Raw genomic sequence first — 20059 nt, 5'->3', positions numbered from 1 at the left:
AAATTTTCCACCCCCCCTAGGCCTCAAGACTCCCTTAAGCCACTTCCAAACGTTTCGTCCAAAAGAACGATCAACCAGTCTTTTGAAGTTTTTTCCGTATCTGGAACCCGGGGGAATTTAAAAGTTGTTTTTTTAGGATACAATTTAGAGGGGATTGGATAGGTTATTTCTTTTTCAGGATCCAGAAAATACCCGGACAGGTGTTGGGATTTTAATAAGCTAAGGTCTAATCTCACCCTTTTTCTAGAAGGGGAATAGGCAAGGGCGAATTGTCCCTCTACATCCACCATCCCTACAGTGTGGGCTGAATTCCGCCAATTTATTCCTCTCACGAATCCTTTTATAGCCCTCAAACGCTGCCAAGGAAACTGTTCGAATAAACGCCGCATTATTCCCATCTGGAAAGCACCGGGCAAGCTCATGGCCTCAGTCCAAGTAAGGTGCGCCCCGTGAAGCGGTGACCTTCCAGGGGAGTACATCTGCCATATTTCATTGCATCCATACGTATGCCCTGCTGCCCCACTCAGCATATTCCAGTAAGCAGAACGTCTTACATCATAAGCATCTAATCGGTCTTTGCCCCACTTATTTAAATAATTAGGGATGTTTTCATAACCGGGTTCTCCATCGATCACAGGTCGTACAGGTAGGTTTCTCATAGCCCTTTGGGTAAATTTGTACTCCAGACACCCCTTCAGGTGTTTGGATTGAAACATATCTATATCCAACCAGGTTTCTTTGCCAAAAATATCACTGGCAATGTTGCCCCCTTTTGGGTGCACTGTTATTAGTTGGACGGCACCCGCCTCTTTAATTCCCTTTGCGAGTTTTTCATTTATTTGGTATTCGGTCTTGTTTTTGGGCACCCTATCTCCTCCCAAAACCCATATAATATTCGAAAAGGACCCATACCGCTTCCCCAGATAAGCTCCGTACTTTCTGGCATTTTCAGGGGTGAAAATTTCAGGACCCACTCCCCAAGCTTTTTGGTATTTGTCTCCCCAGGTCGGTAAAAGAGCCACATATAAACCAAGCCTTGCAGCTTCTTCAAGTACCTTATCCACGTAGGAGAAATACTTTTCATTGGGGGAATCTGGGTCTTGATCATGGAGGGGTATTTCTCCATTGGCATTTGGGGTCTGAAGGCCATCTAATTCAGCCAATATCACGGTCTGAATCACTGTGAAACCCTTTTTCGACCTGTCTTCAAAATAGCTTTTTACCTCCTCTATGTTTAATCGGTGTAGCAGCTCCCAAGCGGTATCCCCAAGCCAAAAAAATGGAGTGCGACCCGCTTCTCCCACCAGGTAACGTTTGTCATCACTAATTTTCAGTAAGGGAAGTTTTTTGGGCTCCATATCCTATCTTTTTGCAAACTCCGCCTTGGCAGCATCTAAAAATTCGACGAAATTTTGAATATTGGTATCATAGGCCTTTGGTTTAACAAGCAATTCTTCATTGTGGTCCAAGATCACATAGTAGGGTTGGGCATTGTTGTTGAATCTGGTAATTTGAAAGTCAGCATTTTGCTTGCCTATGGTTTTCTTCACCTTCCCATCATAAGTAGAGGTATACCATTCGGATTCAGGCAATGTAAAGCGCTCGTCAATATAAAGTGCCACTACCACAAAATCTTCTTTGAGCCTCTGAAGTACCCTGGGATCTGACCAAACCCTTGCTTCCATTTCCCTGCAATTCACACACCCGTGGCCAGTAAAGTCAATGAAAAGGGGCTTGTTATTTCTTTTGGCTACGGCAAGGGCCTGATCAAAGTCAAAGTATCCCTGAATCCCGTGCGGGAAGTGTAGGAACTCCCCAAACATAGGTGGCTCGTCCATGGTGTTTTCTTCCCCACTAGTCCCCCCACCTTCCCGGGTCATTCTCACCAGGTCAAAATCATGAGAAGACATGGGAGGAAGGTATCCGCTTAGCGCTTTCAGTGGAGCTCCCCACATACCGGGGATAAGATAGACCACAAACACAAAGGTAGTAATGGCCAACATTAACCTTGGTACACCTATGTATTCCAAGGGACTGTCATGGGGGAGTTTGATTTTGCCAAGGAGGTAAAGACCCAGTAGGCCGAAAATGACAATCCATACAGCAATGTAAATTTCCCTGTCCAAAATATGCCAGTGATATACTTGATCTGCTATACTTAAAAACTTAAAGGCTAGGGCCAATTCCAAAAACCCAAGTACTACCTTAACAGAATTAAGCCATCCGCCGGATTTTGGGAGGGAATTGAGCCACTCCGGAAAAACCGCAAACAAGGCGAAAGGCAAGGCAAATGCTAGGGAGAAGGCAAACATCCCCGCAATGGGCTTGATCAGCTCACCCCCCGCAGAGCTGATCAAAATGGAACCTACAATCGGTCCAGTACAAGAAAAAGACACCAAAACCAGGGTAAAGGCCATAAAGAAAATACCCGCTAAGCCCCCTTGGTCGGCCTTAGCATCAATTTTGTTTACTAAACCACTTGGTAGGGTAATCTCAAACAACCCAAGGAAGGCCAAGGCGAAGAACAAAAAAACCGCCGAAAAGAAAATATTCGGTGCCCAATGGGTGGAAAGCCAGTTTGCAAATTCAGGCCCCTGAACGGCTGCCACAATGGTTCCCGCAATGGTATAAATGGCAATAATGGAAAACCCATAAATCAGGGCATTTTTTATCCCATGTGCCCGAGAGCTGGATCTCCCGGTAAAGAAAGAGACTGTCATGGGTATCATAGGAAAAACACAGGGAGTAAGCAGGGCTGCCAACCCTGCAAGGAAAGCCAATATCATAAAAGTGATCACCGATTCCTTGGCCTCATCGTCGGTAGGTATGAATGTGGCTTCCTCGGATTCCTCTTCTGGTTCAGGCGCTGTTTTCTCTACATCCTCCTGATTATCCCCAGCTAGCCTTATTTCAAACTCCTCCTCAAAATTGATACACTGATTGGTAATATCAGAACACATCTGGTATTCCAGGCTTCCACGAATCAAAGGGCTTTCCTCTATAACCCGCAAAGTTTGCCTGAATTCTCCTGTTCCATCGAAATAATTTACCTCTCCTTCCCAAATTTCATCATATTTTGTCTTATGGTCTATTGCCTTCAATTCCCCCTCAGTTTCTACACCTTCCGCCTCTTCCATTATCAAAAGCATTAGGAGGGGACCAAGGTCTGGATCAAAGTCATTGGTATAAATATACCAATCCCTGGGTATTTCTGCCTTGAAAACCAGCTCCACTTCCTCTCCTGGCTGAAGGTTTGCATTTGATAGGGTTATATCCCATTTCGGTGGATTTACAACCTGGGAGAATAAAAGATAAGGAAAGAATAAAAGGGATGTGAACAGCAAAATGCTGCGAAACCTTGAAGCCATAGTAGTTTTATTTTTCAACTATTTAGTAAGACACCTTAGTACATATAAGTTCCTTCATGACCAAGGTTTACATTTGCGGTACTTTGGTTTTACGAGTTTGCTTTCTCAAATTGATTTTTGAAGTGCTTGAAAAACAGTGCAATGGTTTCTATACCCAGCAGGTAGTTCTTTACTCCATAGTGTTCATTTGGGGAATGAATGGAGTCTGTGTCAAGCCCAAATCCCATTAGTATGGGGTCTAGCTTCAATTCCTGTTGAAACAGAGAAGTGATTGGGATGGATCCACCTTCACGGGTGGGGATGGCCTTTTTTCCAAAAGCCTCCTCAATGGCCGCCTCGGCTGCAAAATATCCGGCACTGTCTGTGGGCACCACGGCAGGCTGTCCTCCATGATGGGGAATAACCTTGACTTTCACGGCCGGAGGTGCCAAGCTAATAAAGTGTTGCTCAAAAAGTTTGGCGATTTCCTTGTGGTCTTGATGGGGAACCAGACGCATTGAAATCTTTGCATAAGCTTTTGAGGGGAGAACAGTTTTGGCCCCTTCACCTATATACCCACCCCAAATGCCGTTCACATCCAAGGTTGGCCTTATTCCCACTCTTTCTATAGTAGTAAATCCCTTTTCACCCCAAGTCTCTGCTATTTCCAGCTTTTTGCGATAATCCTTCTCCTCGAATGGAGCCTTATTTAATTCCTCTCTGTATTCCTTGTCATAATTTTCCACCTTATCATAAAAGCCAGGAATACTAATACGGTTATCTTCATCTTGCAGGGAAGCAATCATCTTACAAAGGATATTGATGGGGTTGGCCACCGCACCACCATAGGTTCCGCTGTGCAAATCCCTATTGGGGCCGGTTACTTCTACCTGCAAGTAAGCAAGTCCTCTAAGACCCACGGTCACGGAAGGATGTTCCATAGCTATCATACTGGTATCGGAAATCAACACCACATCCGCTTTTAACTTCTCCTTATTGGAACGTACAAACCTGTCCAGGTTTTCGGAGCCCACTTCTTCCTCACCCTCTATCATAAACTTCACATTGCAAGATAGGTCCCCCAGGGATGTCATGGCTTCCAATGCCTTAATATGCATATAAAACTGCCCTTTATCATCGGCAGACCCACGGGCGAAGATGGCACCATCTGGATGAATGTCTGTTGTTTTTATTACCGGTTCAAAAGGGGGGGATTCCCATAACTCATAGGGGTCGGCTGGCTGCACATCATAATGGCCATAAATTAAAACGGTGGGGGCCTTGGGGTCTATGATTTTTTCTGCATATACAATAGGATACCCATCTGTGGGGCAAATTTCTGCATAATCAACCCCTGACTTTTCTAGCTGGGATTTGACATAATCTGCCGCCCTGTGTACATCTTGTTTAAAGGAAGGGTCTGCACTAACGGAAGGAATCCTTAATAAATCCATCAATTCTTCCAAAAACCTTTCTTTATTGGAAGTGATATAGTCTTGAACTGAACTCATGGGAACTTTTTAGTTTTCCCCAAAATTAAGTCATTTTAACCAGAATTCCCCCTTACCTGAACTTTACTACCACGCCATGCTCCCTGGAGGTCATTTCTTTGGGTATCGCATTTGCGATTTCTGCGAACAAAAGCTCCACAAGCCTCTTTTTTAAGAAACCCCTAGTCAAGACCAGGCTAACTTCCCGTGTAGGAGGTGTCCCACTAAAGGGACGAATACGGCTTTTTTCTTCCTCACTTAATTCCATAGTTGCCAATTCTGGCAAAAGAGTGATTCCCTGATAGCGGTTTACAAGATTTTTTAAGCCTTCCAGGGATCCACTTTCGTAGTGGAAGTTTATCCTGTCAAATTTGTTTTGGTCACACAAGGCCAATACCTGATCCCTAAAGCAATGCCCCTGTTGAAGTACCCAGAGGTCTTCGCTTATGATCTCCTCCACCTTAACTTCCTTCCTTTTCAGCAAAGCATGACTCTTGGAAAGATAGGCGTAAAATTTTTCATAGAATATAGGTTTTTCTAAGATGCCTGCCTCTTCCAGTGGGGTAACCACGATTCCCAGGTCCAACTCATCGTTCTTGAGTTTTTTGAGCACCTCTTCTGTGACCATCTCATCCACCTGAAGTTTTACGCTGGGGTATTTTTGTATGAAACCACGGATAAACAGGGGAAGCAAATAAGGAGCTAATGTGGGTATAATTCCCAGTTTCAAAACGCCACCTACCTCCCCTTTCAGATGTGCAACCGTTTCGTAAATGGCCTTGCTTTCTGCCACTACCCGTTTTGCTTGGGCGATGAGTAGGCTCCCCAGCTCCGTAGGAATCACCGGCATTTTGCTCCTGTCAAAAATAACCACGTCCAGCTCCTTTTCCAACTTGCTGACTTGGGCACTAAGCGTAGGCTGAGTAACGAAGCAGGCTTCTGCGGCATGTCCAAAATGGCGGAATTTGTCCACAGCGATAATGTACTCCAATTGCTGAATGGTCATGGTTAAGCGTTTTTCCCCATATTTTTTTCTTGTTTGGGAAATTCAATACAAAGGTAAAAATCTTTTTCTTTTTATTTAGATTTGATTTAAATAATAGTTAATTTTGCCTCTACAATACTAACTAAAGTGAAGGTAATGGATCGAATCAGTCAACTGTTTTTAGTAAGTTTTAGCGTGTTATTGGCATTTGGCCTTTTTTCCTGTGAGGGAGGAGGGTCGGAAGTGGTCAATATTTATACCCATAGACATTATGAGGCAGATCAGCAATTGTTTAACACCTTCACGGAAAAAACAGGTATAAAAGTGAATGTGGTCAATGCCTCTGCGGATGAGTTGATACAGAAACTTGAACTAGAAGGGCAGGGATCACCAGCTGACGTCTTGATAACTGTAGATGCAGGAAGGCTACATCGTGCACAGGAAAAAAACCTATTGCAACCCATACAATCAGAGGTGCTGGATCAAAACATACCTGCGCATTTGAGAGAGCCAGAAGGTCACTGGTTTGGGCTTACCTACAGGGCGAGGATTTTAGCCTATCATAAGGAAAGGGTAAGTCCTGATGAACTTGATTCATATGAATCCCTCGCGGATGAAAAATGGAATGGAAGGGTGCTCACCCGTTCTTCAGAGAACATTTACAACCAATCTCTTCTTGCTTCTATCATTGTTGCCAATGGGCGTGACGGTGCCCAGGAATGGGCCGCAAAACTACTTGCCAATATGGGGAGAAGTCCAAAGGGGAGCGACAGGGATCAGGTGAAAGCTGTTGCCTCAGGTGAAGGTGACATCGCTATTGTCAACAGTTATTATATAGGATTAATGCTTAACGACAGCAACAACGAAGAGGTGAAGGCGGCAGAGCAGGTTGGGTTGTTTTTCCCTAATCAAGATGGCAGGGGAACCCATATCAATATTTCGGGAGCCGGTGTTACCAAATATTCTCCAAATAAAGAAAATGCTGTCAAACTATTGGAGTTTCTCTCCGGGGAAGAGGCCCAAAAATTCCTATCTGAAACTAATTATGAATATCCAGTGAATGAAAAAGTTTCCCCATCATCCCTTTTGCAATCTTGGGGGGATTTTAAGGCTGACCGCATTAATTTATCCTTATTGGGAGAAAACAACAGAGATGCAGTCGTCATTTTCGATAGGGTAGGCTGGAAATAAATTAAAGTACAATACTTAAGGTCTTAACATAAACTCAAAGAGCTTGCAACTTACTAAGCAACAATATTATTGGTGGAACCACTGGATGACCGGAACCATACTCATATTGATTTTGGTTGCCACTCCACTGCTCACCATTTTCTTCAAGATATTCGAAGCCCCCGGAGCCAGTTGGGCACACCTGGCAGAAAACCTACTCTTTGGATATTTCAAAAACACCCTATTCATTCTTGCTGGAGTATCTTTTTTTACTTTCCTCCTTGGTGTTAGTACCGCCTGGATGGTGACCAATTACCAATTTCCAGGCAGAAGATATTTTGAATGGTTGCTTATTTTGCCATTGGGCTTTCCAGCCTATATAATGGCTTACACCTATGTGGGGCTGTTGGATTATACCGGGCCTATCCAAACTTTTTTGAGAAACAGCTTTGGTATTCAGGTTAAGGGGTCGCTCGTGGACATCATGAATATCCCCGGCGCAATTTTCATACTTTCTATCACCCTATTCCCTTATGTGTTTTTATTGGCAAGAGCCTCTTTTTTGCAACAGTCCAAAACCTTGCAGGAGGCCTCCTCCTTACTTGGGAAAAACAGTTGGAATACTTTCTTTAAAGTGGCATTACCTATGGCCAGACCCGCGATCGTGGGGGGAATTGCATTGGCATCCATGGAGGTTCTTAATGATTATGGTACGGTAAAGTATTTTGGGGTGAATACCTTTACCACAGGAATTTTCAGGGCATGGTTTTCCATGGGTGATGCGGCCACTGCCATATATTTAGCGGCCATCCTCATGGTATTAGTTTTCGTGATTCTATACTTAGAAGGGCTTCAAAGGGGAAACCGTCGTTTTTCCGCCAATAACTCAATGACAAAACCTTTGGTAAGAGCAAAGCTTAGCTTGGGTAAAAGGTGGACCTTGACCTTAATCTGTACAGGCATATTTTTGTTGAGTTTTTTTGTTCCTTTCCTACAAATCTGCCAGTGGGTTGGGCTTACCTATGAGAAAGTGATTGACCAGCATTTCTTTCTTTTAGTAGGAAGAAGCTTCGGGCTTGCTGCTGGGGTCGGCTTAATCATTGCCTTTTTATCCGTAATTTTATTGTATAGCTTGCGTCTTAGCCCATTCAAATGGCTAAAAAACATTACCAAGGTTTCCACCCTAGGATATGCTGTACCCGGTGCGGTGATTGCAGTAGGTATCATGATTCCTTTGCTGAGCCTGGACCATTGGATCATAGACAGTTTTCCGGTAGGTACTGGGAGGCTTATTCTATCAGGTACTTTATTGGCCCTGGCTTTTGCTTATGTGGTGCGGTTTATGGCAGTAGGCTACAATCCCATAGAGGCGGGTTTCCAAAAAATCGGTATACATGTGAATGAAGCTAGCAGGCTTCTAGGCCGGGGAACTTGCAAAACCCTTGCTAAAGTGGATCTGCCCTTGATAAAAACAAGTGTTCTTAGTGGTATATTGCTTGTTTTTGTAGATGTTTTAAAAGAATTACCATTAACTTTGATCCTTCGTCCGTTCAACTATCAGACACTGGCCACCAAAGCTTTTGATATGGCCACAAATGAAATGATAGCTGAGTCGGCAAATGCCTCGCTGATCATAATTTTAACGGGAATAATACCAATTATTTTCCTAAACAGGTTGATCCGTAAGCGAGGATTATTAGGAAAAGTGGGTAATTCTGAATGACGATTTTAGCACTTCACTGCATCGATAAAAAATATTCTGAAGCTGAGCAATATGCTGTAAAAGATGTTTCCTTTGAAGTAAATCAAGGGGAAATCCTTTCCCTAGTTGGAGAAAGTGGCTCAGGCAAAACAACACTCCTTAGGCTGATTGCCGGGTTAGAACATCCGGATGCAGGTCATATTAAGCTGGGTGGACAAATCATTGTAGAAGGTAAAAAGTCCGTTCCTGCCAATAAACGAAACGTAGGGATGGTATTCCAAGACTATGCCTTGTTTCCCCATCTGAGCATTCTTGACAACGTAAAATTTGGGCTCAAAGGCAAGGAAAACAACCCGGAAAAAAAAGCCAAGGAAACCTTACATCTGGTAGGGCTTATTGAAAATTACCAAAAATATCCTCATCAGTTATCCGGCGGTCAACAACAACGTGTGGCCTTGGCCAGGGCCATAGCCCCCAGTCCTTCCATATTGCTCATGGATGAGCCGTTCAGTAACTTGGATGCCATGCTAAAGGACCAGGTGAGGGAAGAGGTTAGACAAATCATCAAAACTACCGGGGTCACTGCTATTTTCGTGACACACGACACCAGGGACGCTCTGTCCACCTCCGATAGAATAGCCATATTGCACAAGGGATACCTACAGCAAATAGACACGCCAAAAGCCCTGTATGAAAAACCCTCCAATGGCTACGTTGCCAATTTTTTTGGAAGAAGAAATGAAGTGCTTGCCACCCCTACTAATGATGGCTTTTATTCCAATTTCGGTTTTATTCCTGACGAAAGGTCAAAGAACTTTTCAGGAAAGGTAAAGCTCCTATTCCGACCGGAACAGGCTCAGGCGAAAAAAAATCCCCTCCAACCAATGAGCGGAAGGCTTGTGAAAAGAGTTTATTTTGGGGACCATCAGCTTTTGCATATTTGTGATGATGAGGGGAAATTCATTTATGTTAGAGCCAATCCCTACAAAGAATTCACGGAGCAGGAACGCGTGTTTTTTACTGTGAAGAAGTTCGGGGTGGAGGAAGCTTTCTGATTGAAGCCCCATTTTCTACCAATTTTTTCTTAATTTTGAACTTAAACCAAAAACCTATGCAGATGAAAATCAGAAATGTAAAGGGCTTTATCCTTATACCATCCCTTCTATTTCTCTCCTTGACTATGTCATGTGGCCCTCAAGAAACGGACAAATCCGAAGATGAGGAGGTCGCGTCAGAAGGCTTCAAACCCAACCCGAAAGTGGTGGCGGAAAAACCAACCGAAACCCTAAAAATCGGAGAAGAGGCTCCTCCATTTGACCTTCCTGGAATAGATGGAAGGAATTATACTCTGGAGGACTTTGATGGGGAGGTTCTGGTGATCAACTTTACATGCAACCACTGCCCTACTGCTCAGGCATACGAAGATCGATTCTATGATGTGGTAGAAAAGTACAGTGACAAAGGAGTGGATTTTGTTGCAATATCCCCAAACAGCCCGATCGCTGTATTGCCGGAGGAATTGGGATATTCTGATCTCAACGACGATTTTAAGAGCATGGTGATCCGTGCCGAGGACAAGAACTACAACTACCCTTATCTTTATGATGGGGATGAGCACCACTATTCCACTGCCTATGGTCCCACTGCAACCCCTCATGTTTTTGTATTCGATAAGGACAGAAAGCTCACCTATCAGGGCAGGATAGATAAATCGGAGAAACCAGGAACAGCCCAAGCAGAGGACTTAACGCATGCTATAGAGCAAACCTTGCAGGGTCAGGCCTTGGCAGAGGATAGAGCCACCACACCTGCCTTTGGTTGTTCTATAAAGTGGGCCTGGAAAAACGAATTCACGATAAAGGTGAATGCAGAATGGAAAGAAAAGGAGGTTACCTTGGAAAAAATCGAGCCTGGGGAATTGGAGGAGCTATTGGCAAATGATAGCGATAACCTTAGGCTGGTAAATTTCTGGGCCACTTGGTGTGGACCCTGCATAGTGGAATACCCAGAATTTGTGGAGTTACACCGTATGTACAGTGGAAGGGATTTCGAGTTTGTATCCGTGAGCTTGGACAGCCCAGATGCCGAGGAAAAAGTCTTGAAGTTCCTTAAAGGGAAAAACAGTGCCACTCCAAATTACCTAGTGGACAGTGATGATAAATATGCCTCCATTGAAATTGTAGGAAACGATTGGGATGGGAGCCTACCACTTACGCTTTTGATAGAGCCAGGAGGCAAGGTTTACCATAAGGTTCCCGGTACCATTGAACCCTATGCCTTGAGACGTACTATTGTGGACCATCCAATGATAGGCAGATATTACTAACCATAATAAATAAGCGCACATAAAGGAAGACCGGAAATTTGTTTCCGGTTTTTTTTTGTCCAAAAAGTTAAAAAAATCCTGTAGCTGTTGTAGCACTTTTTCTTCACTTTTCGTCTTGGTATTGAAGTAAGAAGAAAAACACCATGAAATCGAGCATGGGCAGGACATCTCATATAGAGATGATTAAGATTGCGGGATTCCCCCGAAACGAGTTCCTCGAAGCAAGTTCGGGGCAGGCTATGTGACCATTAAGAAACAATTATAAACACATGAAATCGAGCCTGTCCTGACGGCAGTCAGGGCATGACGCAAGCGACGCACGGAGGGATGATTAAGATTGCGAGGTTCCATGTGGCAAATAAAAATCAATTATAAACACATGAAAAGATATGTTTTTGCCTATTTGATCGTATTGATGTCCTTCACTTGCGCAGAGGACCACAGCCCCAGGGAAATCGTCAGGGACGGTTGTATTGATAGTGAGAAAATTAATCCTGAAGGGGTATGCACCATGGACTATAGGCCTGTATGCGGATGTGACGGGAAAACCTATGGTAATGCCTGTGCCGCCACTAATGCAGGCCTAACTAGCTGGACTGAGGGAGAGTGTCCATGAGGTAGCGGACTGGTAGTGTGTTTTCAGGCTCCCATCCCGGCACCATCCTTACTTTTTAGTGTGCCGGGGTGGGTTTTTTATAGGGTACCTGACCCATCTTCTACATCTTCCAATGCCCTGGATAAAAATTCAAGGAAAGGCTGCATTTTGACAAAAGCCTCTTCAGCCATTCGTATGTAAGCCCCGGAATTGACTTCTTTATCCTCCAACTTCTTTGAAACGATGAAACTTTTAAAATTCAGTAAATCAATATAGGGATGATCAGGTTCGTAGTCCCTGGGACTGGTCTTTAGCTGCTCGCCTTCCAGACCACCAAAGTAGCCGGAAAAAGTAGGCTCACTTAAAATCTTATGGAGTTCCTTTCCTGCATAATCAATTTCTTGCCTTATTTTTTTTAGTTCTTCACTTGGGGGCATCCAAACCCCTCCAGCTAAAAAGCTTCCTTGAGGTTGTATATGGAGGTAAAAACCGGGACCAGCAGATTTTTTGCCTTTAGGAGAGAAATAGGCTGCCATATTTTCCTTGTAGGGTCGTTTGTCCTTACTGAACCGGATATCCCTGTTTTGCCGAAAAACGCAATCCTTTGGTTTTAAAATTCCAAGTGAAGGATCCACTAAGGATAGCATTTTTAAAAGTCCTTCCACTTCCGACAAGAAATCTTGCCTTACCTCATCATACCATTCTCGATTGGCATCCATCCATGGTTTATGGTTGTTTGCGGAGAGCTCCTTCAAAAATTGCAGTGTGTTTCGCGACATGATTGATAATTTACTTTAGAACTGGCTTCAATCTTCTTTGTTTGACCACTACTTGCACTTATTTTACAATCACAAGCCTTCGCACTGAGGAGAATATGTTTACCAGTGATTTTCCGTCCTTGCGAAGCAAATGTACATATAGAACATGTTCACCTTCATTAAGCCCTTCGATAGTAAGGGTTTCCATTTGGCTGGTCTTGTGTTTAAAGTCACCGATTTCTATTTCAATTTCAAGTTGGTCGGCCTCCATTTCTCCACCTATCACTAGAAAATCCACTATTAACTGCTCGTCCTTTGCCAGTTCTTGGCCATCCCTTGGTAAATTAAGCATGATATAAGGCTCATCCCCGGCGGGGATAGGACGAGAATTACCTACCAAGAAGTCGCGATCCACGTAATTTCCATATTCCTTTAGGGCAAGGCCTCTTCTATCTGTCAAAAAAGCCACAGCCCTGTATGTGCCAGTATTAAATTCTTTTGAGAATATGGCTTGACTGTAGGAAACCGGGTTGCCGCTGTTCACCACCATACTTATCGGATTTTCCTTTCCGAATCGGTAGTTTTTTATGTTGAATTCAAAAGGCACCTTACCGGGCTCAAATTGCTCATTTCCCAATGGACGGTACAATTCTAGGCTGGCATCCGGCGATGAATCCACAGTTAGGGTTCCCACTTTCAACACCTTTTCTGTTTCAGGAACAAGTGGGTCTTCGGTTTCTTTGTCGACCTCGTCTTCCATCTTACTGGTACTACGTTCGCAAGAAAATAACAAAAAGACAGTCGTTAAAGCGAGAAGACCAATTCGCATAGGTATATTATTAGGAGTTTGCGGACAAAGGTATTTCAAAATTAAGCCAAAAAAAATTACCTTGCAGCAAAAATACTAATTGGAAATGAGCGAAATATTATATCAAGAAGTTCCTTCACTAGATCTGGCCGATTTCAATTCCAAGGATTCCCAAAGGAAGGCTGCATTTGTTGCCGCGTTGGGGGATGCCTACCAAAATATCGGATTTGTGGCTATTAAAAATCATGGGTTGAGTCAGGAATTATGTGATAAACTTTATGATGTCATAAAGGAGTTTTTTAGTTTGGATGACTCCATAAAATCAAAATATGAAAGACCGGATATAGGTTACCAAAGAGGGTATACTGGCAAGGGAAAGGAACATGCCAAAGGCAGAAATACGGGAGATCTGAAGGAATTTTATCATGTAGGCCAAGATTTAGACGGGATTTCTTCAGACGATACGGTAAAGGAGAACTATCCCCCAAACGTATGGCCTTCCGAAGTTCCTGACTTCAAACCTGTGGCTTTGGAAGTTTTTCGTACCATAGAACAGGCAGGTAAGGACATGCTAAAGGCAATCGCGTTATATCTGGGACTCAAGGAGCATTATTTCGAAGACAAGGTCAAGAAAGGAAACTCTATATTAAGACCCATACATTACTTTCCAATAGAAAATCCAGATGAAGTTCCAGCAGATGCGGTTCGCGCAGCGGAACATGGTGATATTAATCTTATTACTCTTTTAATGGGGGCAAGTGCGGATGGGCTACAAGTTCTCCGTAGAGACGGCAAATGGATTCCCATTACTGCCCTGCCTGACCAGTTGGTGGTAAATGTAGGAGACATGTTGGAAAGGTTTACAAACAAAAAGTTGAAATCCACTATACATCGGGTGGTGAACCCTCCCAAGGAATACATGAACAGCAGCCGTTTCTCTGTTCCTTTTTTCATGCATCCAAGATCCGGCATGAATTTGTCCTGCTTGGATAGTTGTGTGGATGAGCAAAATCCTAAACTGTTCGAGGATATTACGGCAGGAGAGTTTCTGGAAGAAAGACTTAAGGAACTGGGCCTAAGGAAATGATTTTCTCTTCCGTCCACTTTGCCTTGTGGCAATTAATAAGATGATATGACAGTAAGGACAGTAAGATATTACCTGTATCTCAAGGATGTGTTGCTGTTGTCCTTAACTGCTTTCGGAGGGCCACAGGTATTTTTGGCCATGGTGATTGATATGATGGTGAAGCGTAGGGGTTATATTAATGAAAAAGACCTCCTTGAGCTAAATGCCTTATGTCTTGTATTGCCCGGCCCCACCTCCACCCAGACAATTTCAGCCATCGGGTTTAGGGTAGGTGGGCCTATGCTGGCCTACCTGTCCCTGTTGGTGTGGGTAATGCCGGCCACTATTCTTATGATTAGTACTGCCATATTAATTGATTACTTGCAGGACAATACTCCTGGGGCATTGGGTTTTTCCAAATTCATCCAACCCATGGCCATAGGATATTTGCTGTATGCTGCTCAGGTTACCATAGGCAAAATGATCAAGACTATGGAAGCGGCAGTGCTGATGATGATTGCGGCATTTGTAGCCTTCTTTTACAATTCACCGTTTATTTTTCCGGTTATGTTGATTGTTGGTGGGCTTATCACCACCCATAATTATCATAAACAACCTAAAATAGAAGACCAACCGGGCATTAACATTGACTGGGGGAACTTTATCCTTTGGGCAGGGGTGCTAGTGGTTGCAGCGATATTGGGACATTATACCAGGGCACTTCCTATACGTCTTTTTGAGAATTTCTACAGAAATGGGAGCCTGATATTTGGAGGTGGACAGGTTCTTATCCCCTATCTCTACACGGAATTTGTGGAATTCAAGGGCTATCTTACTTCTGAGGAGTTTCTTACAGGGTATGCCATTCAGCAGGGAATTCCTGGGCCTACTTTTAGTATCAGTTCCTATATAGGAGCACTATCTATGCGGGAATGGGGCCTTAGTGGGTTCCTTATAGGAGGGTTGGTGGCTGCAGCGGGGATATTTCTTCCTGGAACATTTTTGATATTTTTTGTGATTCGTTTTTGGGATGGATTAAAAAAATACCGACCTGTACGGGCGGCATTGGAGGGAATAAATGCGGTGAGCTGTGGCATGCTAATGGCAGCCGCCTATTTGCTATTCGAGCCTCTGGAGAGCAGCCTGTTCAATATACTCGCCATCATCACTACCTATGCCTTTTTAAGGTTTAGCAAGATACCATCACCGCTTATTATTGTGATTGGTGTAATAGCAGGTATTGGATATCAGTGGGTAGCCAATCTAGTTGGATCCTAATAAAACAATTGCTGAAGAAGGTACTCGATTCCTATTTATGCACCTAAATTTTCCTATTTCTCATTTTTTAATCTCAAAATGAAATCACTAAGCACATTCATATAATTGATAAATGCATCGTAGGGGCTCTCATAAGGACTAAAGTAGGCATGAATATCCCCATCTGAGAAAAACTTGGTACACATGTAATAGAAATGGTCACTGGTCTGTAGGTAATTCCAATCTCTCTGAATTTCAGGGTCTTTTGATTTTTTTACTTTATTTTCCAACTCATATAAGCGGTCAAAAGCCTCATCCTGAAGGTCATTGCCCAACCAAGCAGTGAGGTCCCTTTCTTCATCTGCCCAAGAGATGGGGGTAGGTACGTTTATATTGCCTACCGGGGATGCATGTGCCACTACCTCCGAAGGAGTATTGAACCCAAAATTGGTTTTAGAAAATACGGCTTCCGGAAGGTGCCTCATAAATTCGAAAATCCCGGTTTCCGCCCATTGGTGCTCCCCAAAGGTTTCATAGTCCATAAAGAGGTTCAACACTTCTTCCTCGTGAGGAATCTGATTTATCCATTTCACAAACTTATCCGTGGTAAGGGGGTAATCGGACCACTTTTTCTCCCCAAAACGGAAGGCTATATCGTCGCTAAGCCGAAAATTCTTGAGCAAAACCTTCAGCTTCGGCTCCAATGCATTTTCATAAAGGTAGTTTGGGCTTTTCCAGCCCAGGATATGTTTGGCTCCTTCCGTAAGGATAGCATCAAATCCCATTTCATGGACCATCTTACCGATACCATCCGAATAGATCAGTTCTGTATTCCGGAAAACCTTAGGGGTATAGCCATTAAATAGATCTTTGATCTTTTGCTGATGCTTATTTACCATGCTTTCAAATTCCGACTTGCTTTTTAGTGAGCAAAGGGAATGGGCATAGGTTTCATTAAGTAATTCCACCTTTCCTGTTGCCACCAACCGCTGGAAACTCTCCAATACATCCGGTGCGTAAACCTCCAATTGTTCCAATAAGGTTCCTGACAATGAAAAACTCACTTTAAATCTTCCCTGATGCTTTTCAATTAGTTCTAAAAGGAGGTTGTTCATAGGGAGGTAGCATTTTTCCGCCACTTTTCTAATGATGCTTTTGTTCGAAAAGTCATCCCAGTAATAGTGGTCATCCCCGATTTCAAAAAAACGATAAGGCTTTAACCTGAAAGGCTGATGCACCTGAAAGTAAAAACAAATGGTCCTCATAAGTTATTTTTTAATGGTTTCCTTATAAATTTTGATTACTCTTTCTGCCACATGCTCCCACTTCAGTCTTTTCAATTCTTCCCTTCCCATTTCTTTAAACATCCTAGATATCCCTTCATAATGAAGTAGGGCGAAAATGGCATCTGCCATGGCATCAATGTCCCAAAAATCTATCTTCACAGCGTTTTGAAGCACTTCTGCCACTCCGGATTGCTTGGATATGATTACGGGGGTATTGTGCCTCACGGCTTCCAAAGGGGAGATCCCAAAGGGCTCCGACACGGAGGGCATCACATACACATCGCTGAGGGCAAACATTTTGTCCACATCATCGCCCTTCAAAAAACCGGTGAAATGGAATTTTGTACCAATCCTCAGCTCTGCCACCCTCTGCACCATCCTGTTGAGCAGATCTCCCGATCCTGCCATCACAAACCGTACGTTTTCGTCCTTCCCTAGGACTTTGGAGGCAGCCTCCACAAAATATTCCGGTCCCTTTTGGAAAGTTATCCTACCCAAAAATGTGACAATTTTTTCGGGCACCTTCTTTTCTTCTTTACTCTTTATTATACTGGTATCCAAAACCGCATTGTGAACCACTACCACCTTACTTTCTGGGATACCGTATTTTTGCACAATCGTATTCTTGGTGAGCTGGCTCACCGCAATGATCTTGTCAGCGGCCTCCATACCAGCTTTTTCTATATCAAACACCTGTTGGTTTACCGTTTGGCCAGATCGGTCAAACTCGGTGGCGTGAACATGGGCAATCAATGGTTTTCCACTTATGCTTTTTGCTGCTATGCCGGCAGGAAAAGAAAGCCAATCGTGAGCATGAATAAGGTCATGGTCCTTGTTTTTTGCGATTTGCCCAGCCACTAAAGCATACCTGGACACCTCCATGATGAGATCTTTCCCGTATTTTCCGCTAAAGCTAAACTTGTTGGAGAGCACACTTTCATCAAGGCCTTCATTGTCTTCTTTCAGACGCTGGGTGTACTTCCGGTATTCTTCGGGATCCAGGTAGGGGATGAGAAAGGAGCTAACTTCCAGGTAGGTCAGGTTTTTCCAGATTTGGCGAAACCGCCTTTCTCTGTAGTCAATTTCCACATCACTGGCATTTACAAATTCCGCTAAGGGATCCTCATCGCCCCAAAGTTTTGGAACCACAAAAATCAGCTCCTGGTTGTGATGGGCCATGCCCTTTACCAAGCCGTAGCAAGCTGTACCTAAACCTCCAGAGATGTGGGGTGGGAACTCCCAACCAAACATTAATACTTTCATGAAAAATCCAATTTAAATTTTGCTCACTAAATATTTCATCCTTAATAGCTCACCCACACTCCAAGCTTGCGAAATGGCTCCTTTAGGCCTATGCGGTGGTTCACCGTCATATATCTCAGCAACTGTCCCCACTCCATATTGAGTCATCACTCCATCGAAATTACTGATCATATTTTCCACGAACTTTTTCCCTGATTTGCCATGCAGCTTCAGGTACCCTTCTGCAAAATGCCCCATCAGCCAAGGCCAGACTGTTCCTTGGTGATATGCATTATCCCTTTCATATTGGTTTCCCATATAATAACCCTTGTAACCTGGATCGTCAGGAGCCAATGTCCTCAGCCCCCTAGGGGTTAGCAGGTGGCTCTGTACCATTTCCAGTACCTCAGACTTTTGCTCATCATTTAGTGGGCTGTAAGGCAATGAGGTACTAAAAACCATATTTGGCCTTATGGCCCAATCCTTTTCCTCTCCATCCACCACGTCGGCCAGGTACCTTTTTTTATCGTCCCAAAACTCTTTCACAAATGCGGACTTTAATTTCTCCGAGAGGGCCTTTACCTCCTCATCACCGGTAAGTTGATTATAAAAGCACAAGGCGTTGTACCATAGGGCATTGATCTCAACAGGGCAGCCTTTTCGTTGGGTCACAGGGCCATCATGGGTTACCGCATCCATCCATGTCAATGCTACCCCCTCCTGCCCACCATAGAGTAACCCGTTTTCGAGTACATGTATGTTAAATTCAGTACCTTGGATGAAGTCATCAATTATACCCTTGAGTTTGGCCAGGTACCGCTCTTTGATGGTCTGTTCATCCCCGGTATAAATCAAATATTGCTGAACAGACCAAAAATACCATAATGGGGCATCAATGGAGTTCATGTTGGTCATAACACCGCTACCCACATTGGGGAAGAGTCCGCCTATAAGGTCCTTGGACATGGTGTCCATTACCTCTAAGAAGGATTGGGTGTCTCCCATGGTCAAGGTAAGTCCAGGAAGGGCAATAAAAGTATCCCTTCCCCACCATCCGAACCAGGGATATCCGGCAATCAACCTGGCTTCCCCTCCTCTGCGGCTGATAAACTGTCCCGCGGAATTCTTCAAGCAATTCTCAAAATTGTCCCTGGGTATCCTCCGCGCAATTTCTTTTTGGAAGGATTCCATCAGCTTTTCCGGCTCTGTGTCTTCCAATCCTGCCGACAATATTACGGATTCCCCTTTTTCCATTTCGAATTCGAAATACCCGGGAACAAATAGATCCTCCTGATATTCGTATCCCCTTTCGATTTCCCGTATATATTCTATGTTATAATACCAGTCCGGGGAGGCATGAAACTCGTTGGGTTTCGACAGTTGTATCGAAAGCGGGTAATATTCCTCATACAGCTTAAACTGCATCCCCTGCTTAACCTTTACAGCCTCCTTGTTGATTCTGTCATTTGCCTTGGATAGGGAATGGTAGCTTCTAAAGGCCAAAAAAGGATTGATACGGATTTTCGTGGGCACATAAACATCCACCATGGTATATTTAATCTTTACCCTATCCACATGGGTGTCCAGAATAATTTCCTTCTCCAATACCACGTTTCCTACCCTGTAGGTAAGTTTGGGGATAGGCTCGGAATCAAAATCCTCTATGTATTTATGCCCCCTTGGAGAATAGTTACCCGGGTATTTGGCAATACCCAGGTTGAAACTGGCTCCTTTTTGTACAACGGTTTCGTGTACGTTGGAAAGCAACACATGCAATTGGGTGTCAATTTGAGGCTGGGGGGTGACTAATAAGCCATGATATTTTCGAGTGTTGCAGCCTATTATAGTGGTGCTGGTATAGGATCCGGACCTGTTAGACCGAATAATTTCCTTCTCTAGGGAATAATTTAGGTTTATCAGTTGAGTCTTATCGAAATGTATATAGCTCATCTAGGTAAAAGTTTGTGGTTTTTATAAAAATACTCGAAAGCATTGGAAAGAAAAATAATCGGACAAAAAAGGTTGTG

At 43.7% G+C, this 20059-nt stretch carries 16 protein-coding genes; 7 read left to right on the top strand and 9 right to left on the bottom strand.

Features of this window, described 5'->3' with window-relative positions:
- Positions 1-23 precede the first annotated feature (23 nt).
- The 4 genes from DB520_RS02575 to DB520_RS02560 all read right to left on the bottom strand — a co-directional run bounded on the left by DB520_RS02575 (position 24) and on the right by DB520_RS02560 (position 5843).
- Entirely contained in the window at positions 24-1358 is a 1335-nt protein-coding gene (locus DB520_RS02575) for an apiosidase-like domain-containing protein (protein WP_114748080.1), read from the bottom strand.
- A gap of 3 nt (positions 1359-1361) precedes the next feature.
- On the bottom strand, positions 1362-3368 hold the full coding sequence (locus DB520_RS02570) for a protein-disulfide reductase DsbD family protein (RefSeq protein ID WP_114748079.1): 2007 nt from the start codon (positions 3366-3368) through the stop codon (positions 1362-1364).
- Positions 3369-3457: 89 nt separating this feature from the next.
- Positions 3458-4858: a dipeptidase gene (locus DB520_RS02565; RefSeq protein WP_114748078.1), complete on the bottom strand. Its 1401-nt coding sequence runs from the start codon at positions 4856-4858 to the stop codon at positions 3458-3460.
- A 52-nt stretch (positions 4859-4910) separates the two neighbouring features.
- Positions 4911-5843, bottom strand: a complete 933-nt coding sequence (locus tag DB520_RS02560) for a hydrogen peroxide-inducible genes activator (protein WP_114748077.1) — start codon at positions 5841-5843, stop codon at positions 4911-4913.
- 135 nt (positions 5844-5978) lie between these two features.
- Between DB520_RS02560 and DB520_RS02555 the strand changes: the two genes are divergently transcribed.
- The 5 genes from DB520_RS02555 to DB520_RS02535 all read left to right on the top strand — a co-directional run bounded on the left by DB520_RS02555 (position 5979) and on the right by DB520_RS02535 (position 11636).
- Positions 5979-7013 (top strand): Fe(3+) ABC transporter substrate-binding protein, encoded by a 1035-nt coding sequence (locus DB520_RS02555; protein WP_114748076.1) that lies wholly within the window; start codon positions 5979-5981, stop codon positions 7011-7013.
- 43 nt (positions 7014-7056) lie between these two features.
- A complete protein-coding gene (locus DB520_RS02550) occupies positions 7057-8715 on the top strand; it encodes an ABC transporter permease (RefSeq protein ID WP_114748075.1) in 1659 nt (552 codons plus the stop codon).
- Entirely contained in the window at positions 8712-9749 is a 1038-nt protein-coding gene (locus tag DB520_RS02545) for an ABC transporter ATP-binding protein (protein WP_114748074.1), read from the top strand. Before DB520_RS02550 ends, DB520_RS02545 begins: the two co-directional genes overlap by 4 nt.
- A 62-nt stretch (positions 9750-9811) precedes the next feature.
- A complete protein-coding gene (locus tag DB520_RS02540; protein ID WP_114748750.1) occupies positions 9812-11020 on the top strand; it encodes a redoxin domain-containing protein in 1209 nt (402 codons plus the stop codon).
- 379 nt (positions 11021-11399) lie between these two features.
- Positions 11400-11636 carry a Kazal-type serine protease inhibitor family protein gene (locus DB520_RS02535; RefSeq protein WP_114748073.1) on the top strand — a complete coding sequence of 79 codons (237 nt, stop codon included), beginning with the start codon at positions 11400-11402 and terminating at the stop codon, positions 11634-11636.
- Between the two features lie 77 nt (positions 11637-11713).
- On the opposite strand, the gene DB520_RS02530 is transcribed toward DB520_RS02535, so the two are convergent.
- Together DB520_RS02530 and DB520_RS02525 are read right to left on the bottom strand one after the other, a co-directional pair.
- The gene (locus tag DB520_RS02530) at positions 11714-12394 is read right to left on the bottom strand and encodes a DUF2461 domain-containing protein (protein ID WP_114748072.1); all 681 of its coding nucleotides are present in this window, start codon (positions 12392-12394) and stop codon (positions 11714-11716) included.
- A 58-nt stretch (positions 12395-12452) separates the two neighbouring features.
- Complete coding sequence (locus tag DB520_RS02525) at positions 12453-13133, bottom strand: hypothetical protein (RefSeq protein ID WP_232834804.1); 681 nt, start codon at positions 13131-13133, stop codon at positions 12453-12455.
- A 154-nt stretch (positions 13134-13287) separates the two neighbouring features.
- Here DB520_RS02525 and DB520_RS02520 point away from each other — a divergent pair, with 154 nt between their 5' ends.
- Both DB520_RS02520 and chrA read left to right on the top strand, forming a co-directional pair.
- Entirely contained in the window at positions 13288-14268 is a 981-nt protein-coding gene (locus DB520_RS02520; protein WP_114748071.1) for an isopenicillin N synthase family dioxygenase, read from the top strand.
- A 45-nt stretch (positions 14269-14313) separates the two neighbouring features.
- Positions 14314-15525, top strand: coding sequence for a chromate efflux transporter (chrA, locus tag DB520_RS02515; RefSeq protein ID WP_114748070.1), 1212 nt, complete (start codon positions 14314-14316; stop codon positions 15523-15525).
- Between the two features lie 53 nt (positions 15526-15578).
- Here the strand turns inward: chrA and DB520_RS02510 are convergent, their stop codons facing one another.
- The 3 genes from DB520_RS02510 to DB520_RS02500 are packed head-to-tail and all read right to left on the bottom strand — an operon-like array spanning position 15579 to position 19982.
- Positions 15579-16769, bottom strand: coding sequence for a glycoside hydrolase family 57 protein (locus DB520_RS02510; protein WP_114748069.1), 1191 nt, complete (start codon positions 16767-16769; stop codon positions 15579-15581).
- A gap of 3 nt (positions 16770-16772) precedes the next feature.
- Positions 16773-18053: a glycosyltransferase family 4 protein gene (locus DB520_RS02505; RefSeq protein ID WP_114748068.1), complete on the bottom strand. Its 1281-nt coding sequence runs from the start codon at positions 18051-18053 to the stop codon at positions 16773-16775.
- A 12-nt stretch (positions 18054-18065) separates the two neighbouring features.
- Positions 18066-19982 carry an amylo-alpha-1,6-glucosidase gene (locus DB520_RS02500; RefSeq protein WP_114748067.1) on the bottom strand — a complete coding sequence of 639 codons (1917 nt, stop codon included), beginning with the start codon at positions 19980-19982 and terminating at the stop codon, positions 18066-18068.
- Positions 19983-20059: the final 77 nt, after the last annotated feature.

It is taken from the genome of Pleomorphovibrio marinus (genome assembly GCF_003347495.1).
GTDB lineage: Bacteria > Bacteroidota > Bacteroidia > Cytophagales > Cyclobacteriaceae > Pleomorphovibrio > Pleomorphovibrio marinus.
The sequence above is the reverse complement of the archived record's forward strand: the minus strand, read 5'-3'. Positions and strand labels throughout refer to the sequence as shown.

Excerpts from the sequence above, each read along its gene's own strand:
- DB520_RS02525 (WP_232834804.1), bottom strand. The coding sequence starts at position 13,133 with ATGGAAGACGAGGTCGACAAAGAAACCGAAGACCCACTTGTTCCTGAA.
- DB520_RS02575 (WP_114748080.1), bottom strand. The coding sequence starts at position 1,358 with ATGGAGCCCAAAAAACTTCCCTTACTGAAAATTAGTGATGACAAACGT.
- DB520_RS02520 (WP_114748071.1), top strand. The coding sequence starts at position 13,288 with ATGAGCGAAATATTATATCAAGAAGTTCCTTCACTAGATCTGGCCGAT.
- DB520_RS02505 (WP_114748068.1), bottom strand. The coding sequence starts at position 18,053 with ATGAAAGTATTAATGTTTGGTTGGGAGTTCCCACCCCACATCTCTGGA.
- DB520_RS02545 (WP_114748074.1), top strand. The coding sequence starts at position 8,712 with ATGACGATTTTAGCACTTCACTGCATCGATAAAAAATATTCTGAAGCT.
- DB520_RS02510 (WP_114748069.1), bottom strand. The coding sequence starts at position 16,769 with ATGAGGACCATTTGTTTTTACTTTCAGGTGCATCAGCCTTTCAGGTTA.
- DB520_RS02560 (WP_114748077.1), bottom strand. The coding sequence starts at position 5,843 with ATGACCATTCAGCAATTGGAGTACATTATCGCTGTGGACAAATTCCGC.
- DB520_RS02500 (WP_114748067.1), bottom strand. The coding sequence starts at position 19,982 with ATGAGCTATATACATTTCGATAAGACTCAACTGATAAACCTAAATTAT.
- DB520_RS02570 (WP_114748079.1), bottom strand. The coding sequence starts at position 3,368 with ATGGCTTCAAGGTTTCGCAGCATTTTGCTGTTCACATCCCTTTTATTC.
- chrA (WP_114748070.1), top strand. The coding sequence starts at position 14,314 with ATGACAGTAAGGACAGTAAGATATTACCTGTATCTCAAGGATGTGTTG.
- DB520_RS02555 (WP_114748076.1), top strand. The coding sequence starts at position 5,979 with ATGGATCGAATCAGTCAACTGTTTTTAGTAAGTTTTAGCGTGTTATTG.
- DB520_RS02565 (WP_114748078.1), bottom strand. The coding sequence starts at position 4,858 with ATGAGTTCAGTTCAAGACTATATCACTTCCAATAAAGAAAGGTTTTTG.
- DB520_RS02535 (WP_114748073.1), top strand. The coding sequence starts at position 11,400 with ATGAAAAGATATGTTTTTGCCTATTTGATCGTATTGATGTCCTTCACT.
- DB520_RS02530 (WP_114748072.1), bottom strand. The coding sequence starts at position 12,394 with ATGTCGCGAAACACACTGCAATTTTTGAAGGAGCTCTCCGCAAACAAC.
- DB520_RS02540 (WP_114748750.1), top strand. The coding sequence starts at position 9,812 with ATGAAAATCAGAAATGTAAAGGGCTTTATCCTTATACCATCCCTTCTA.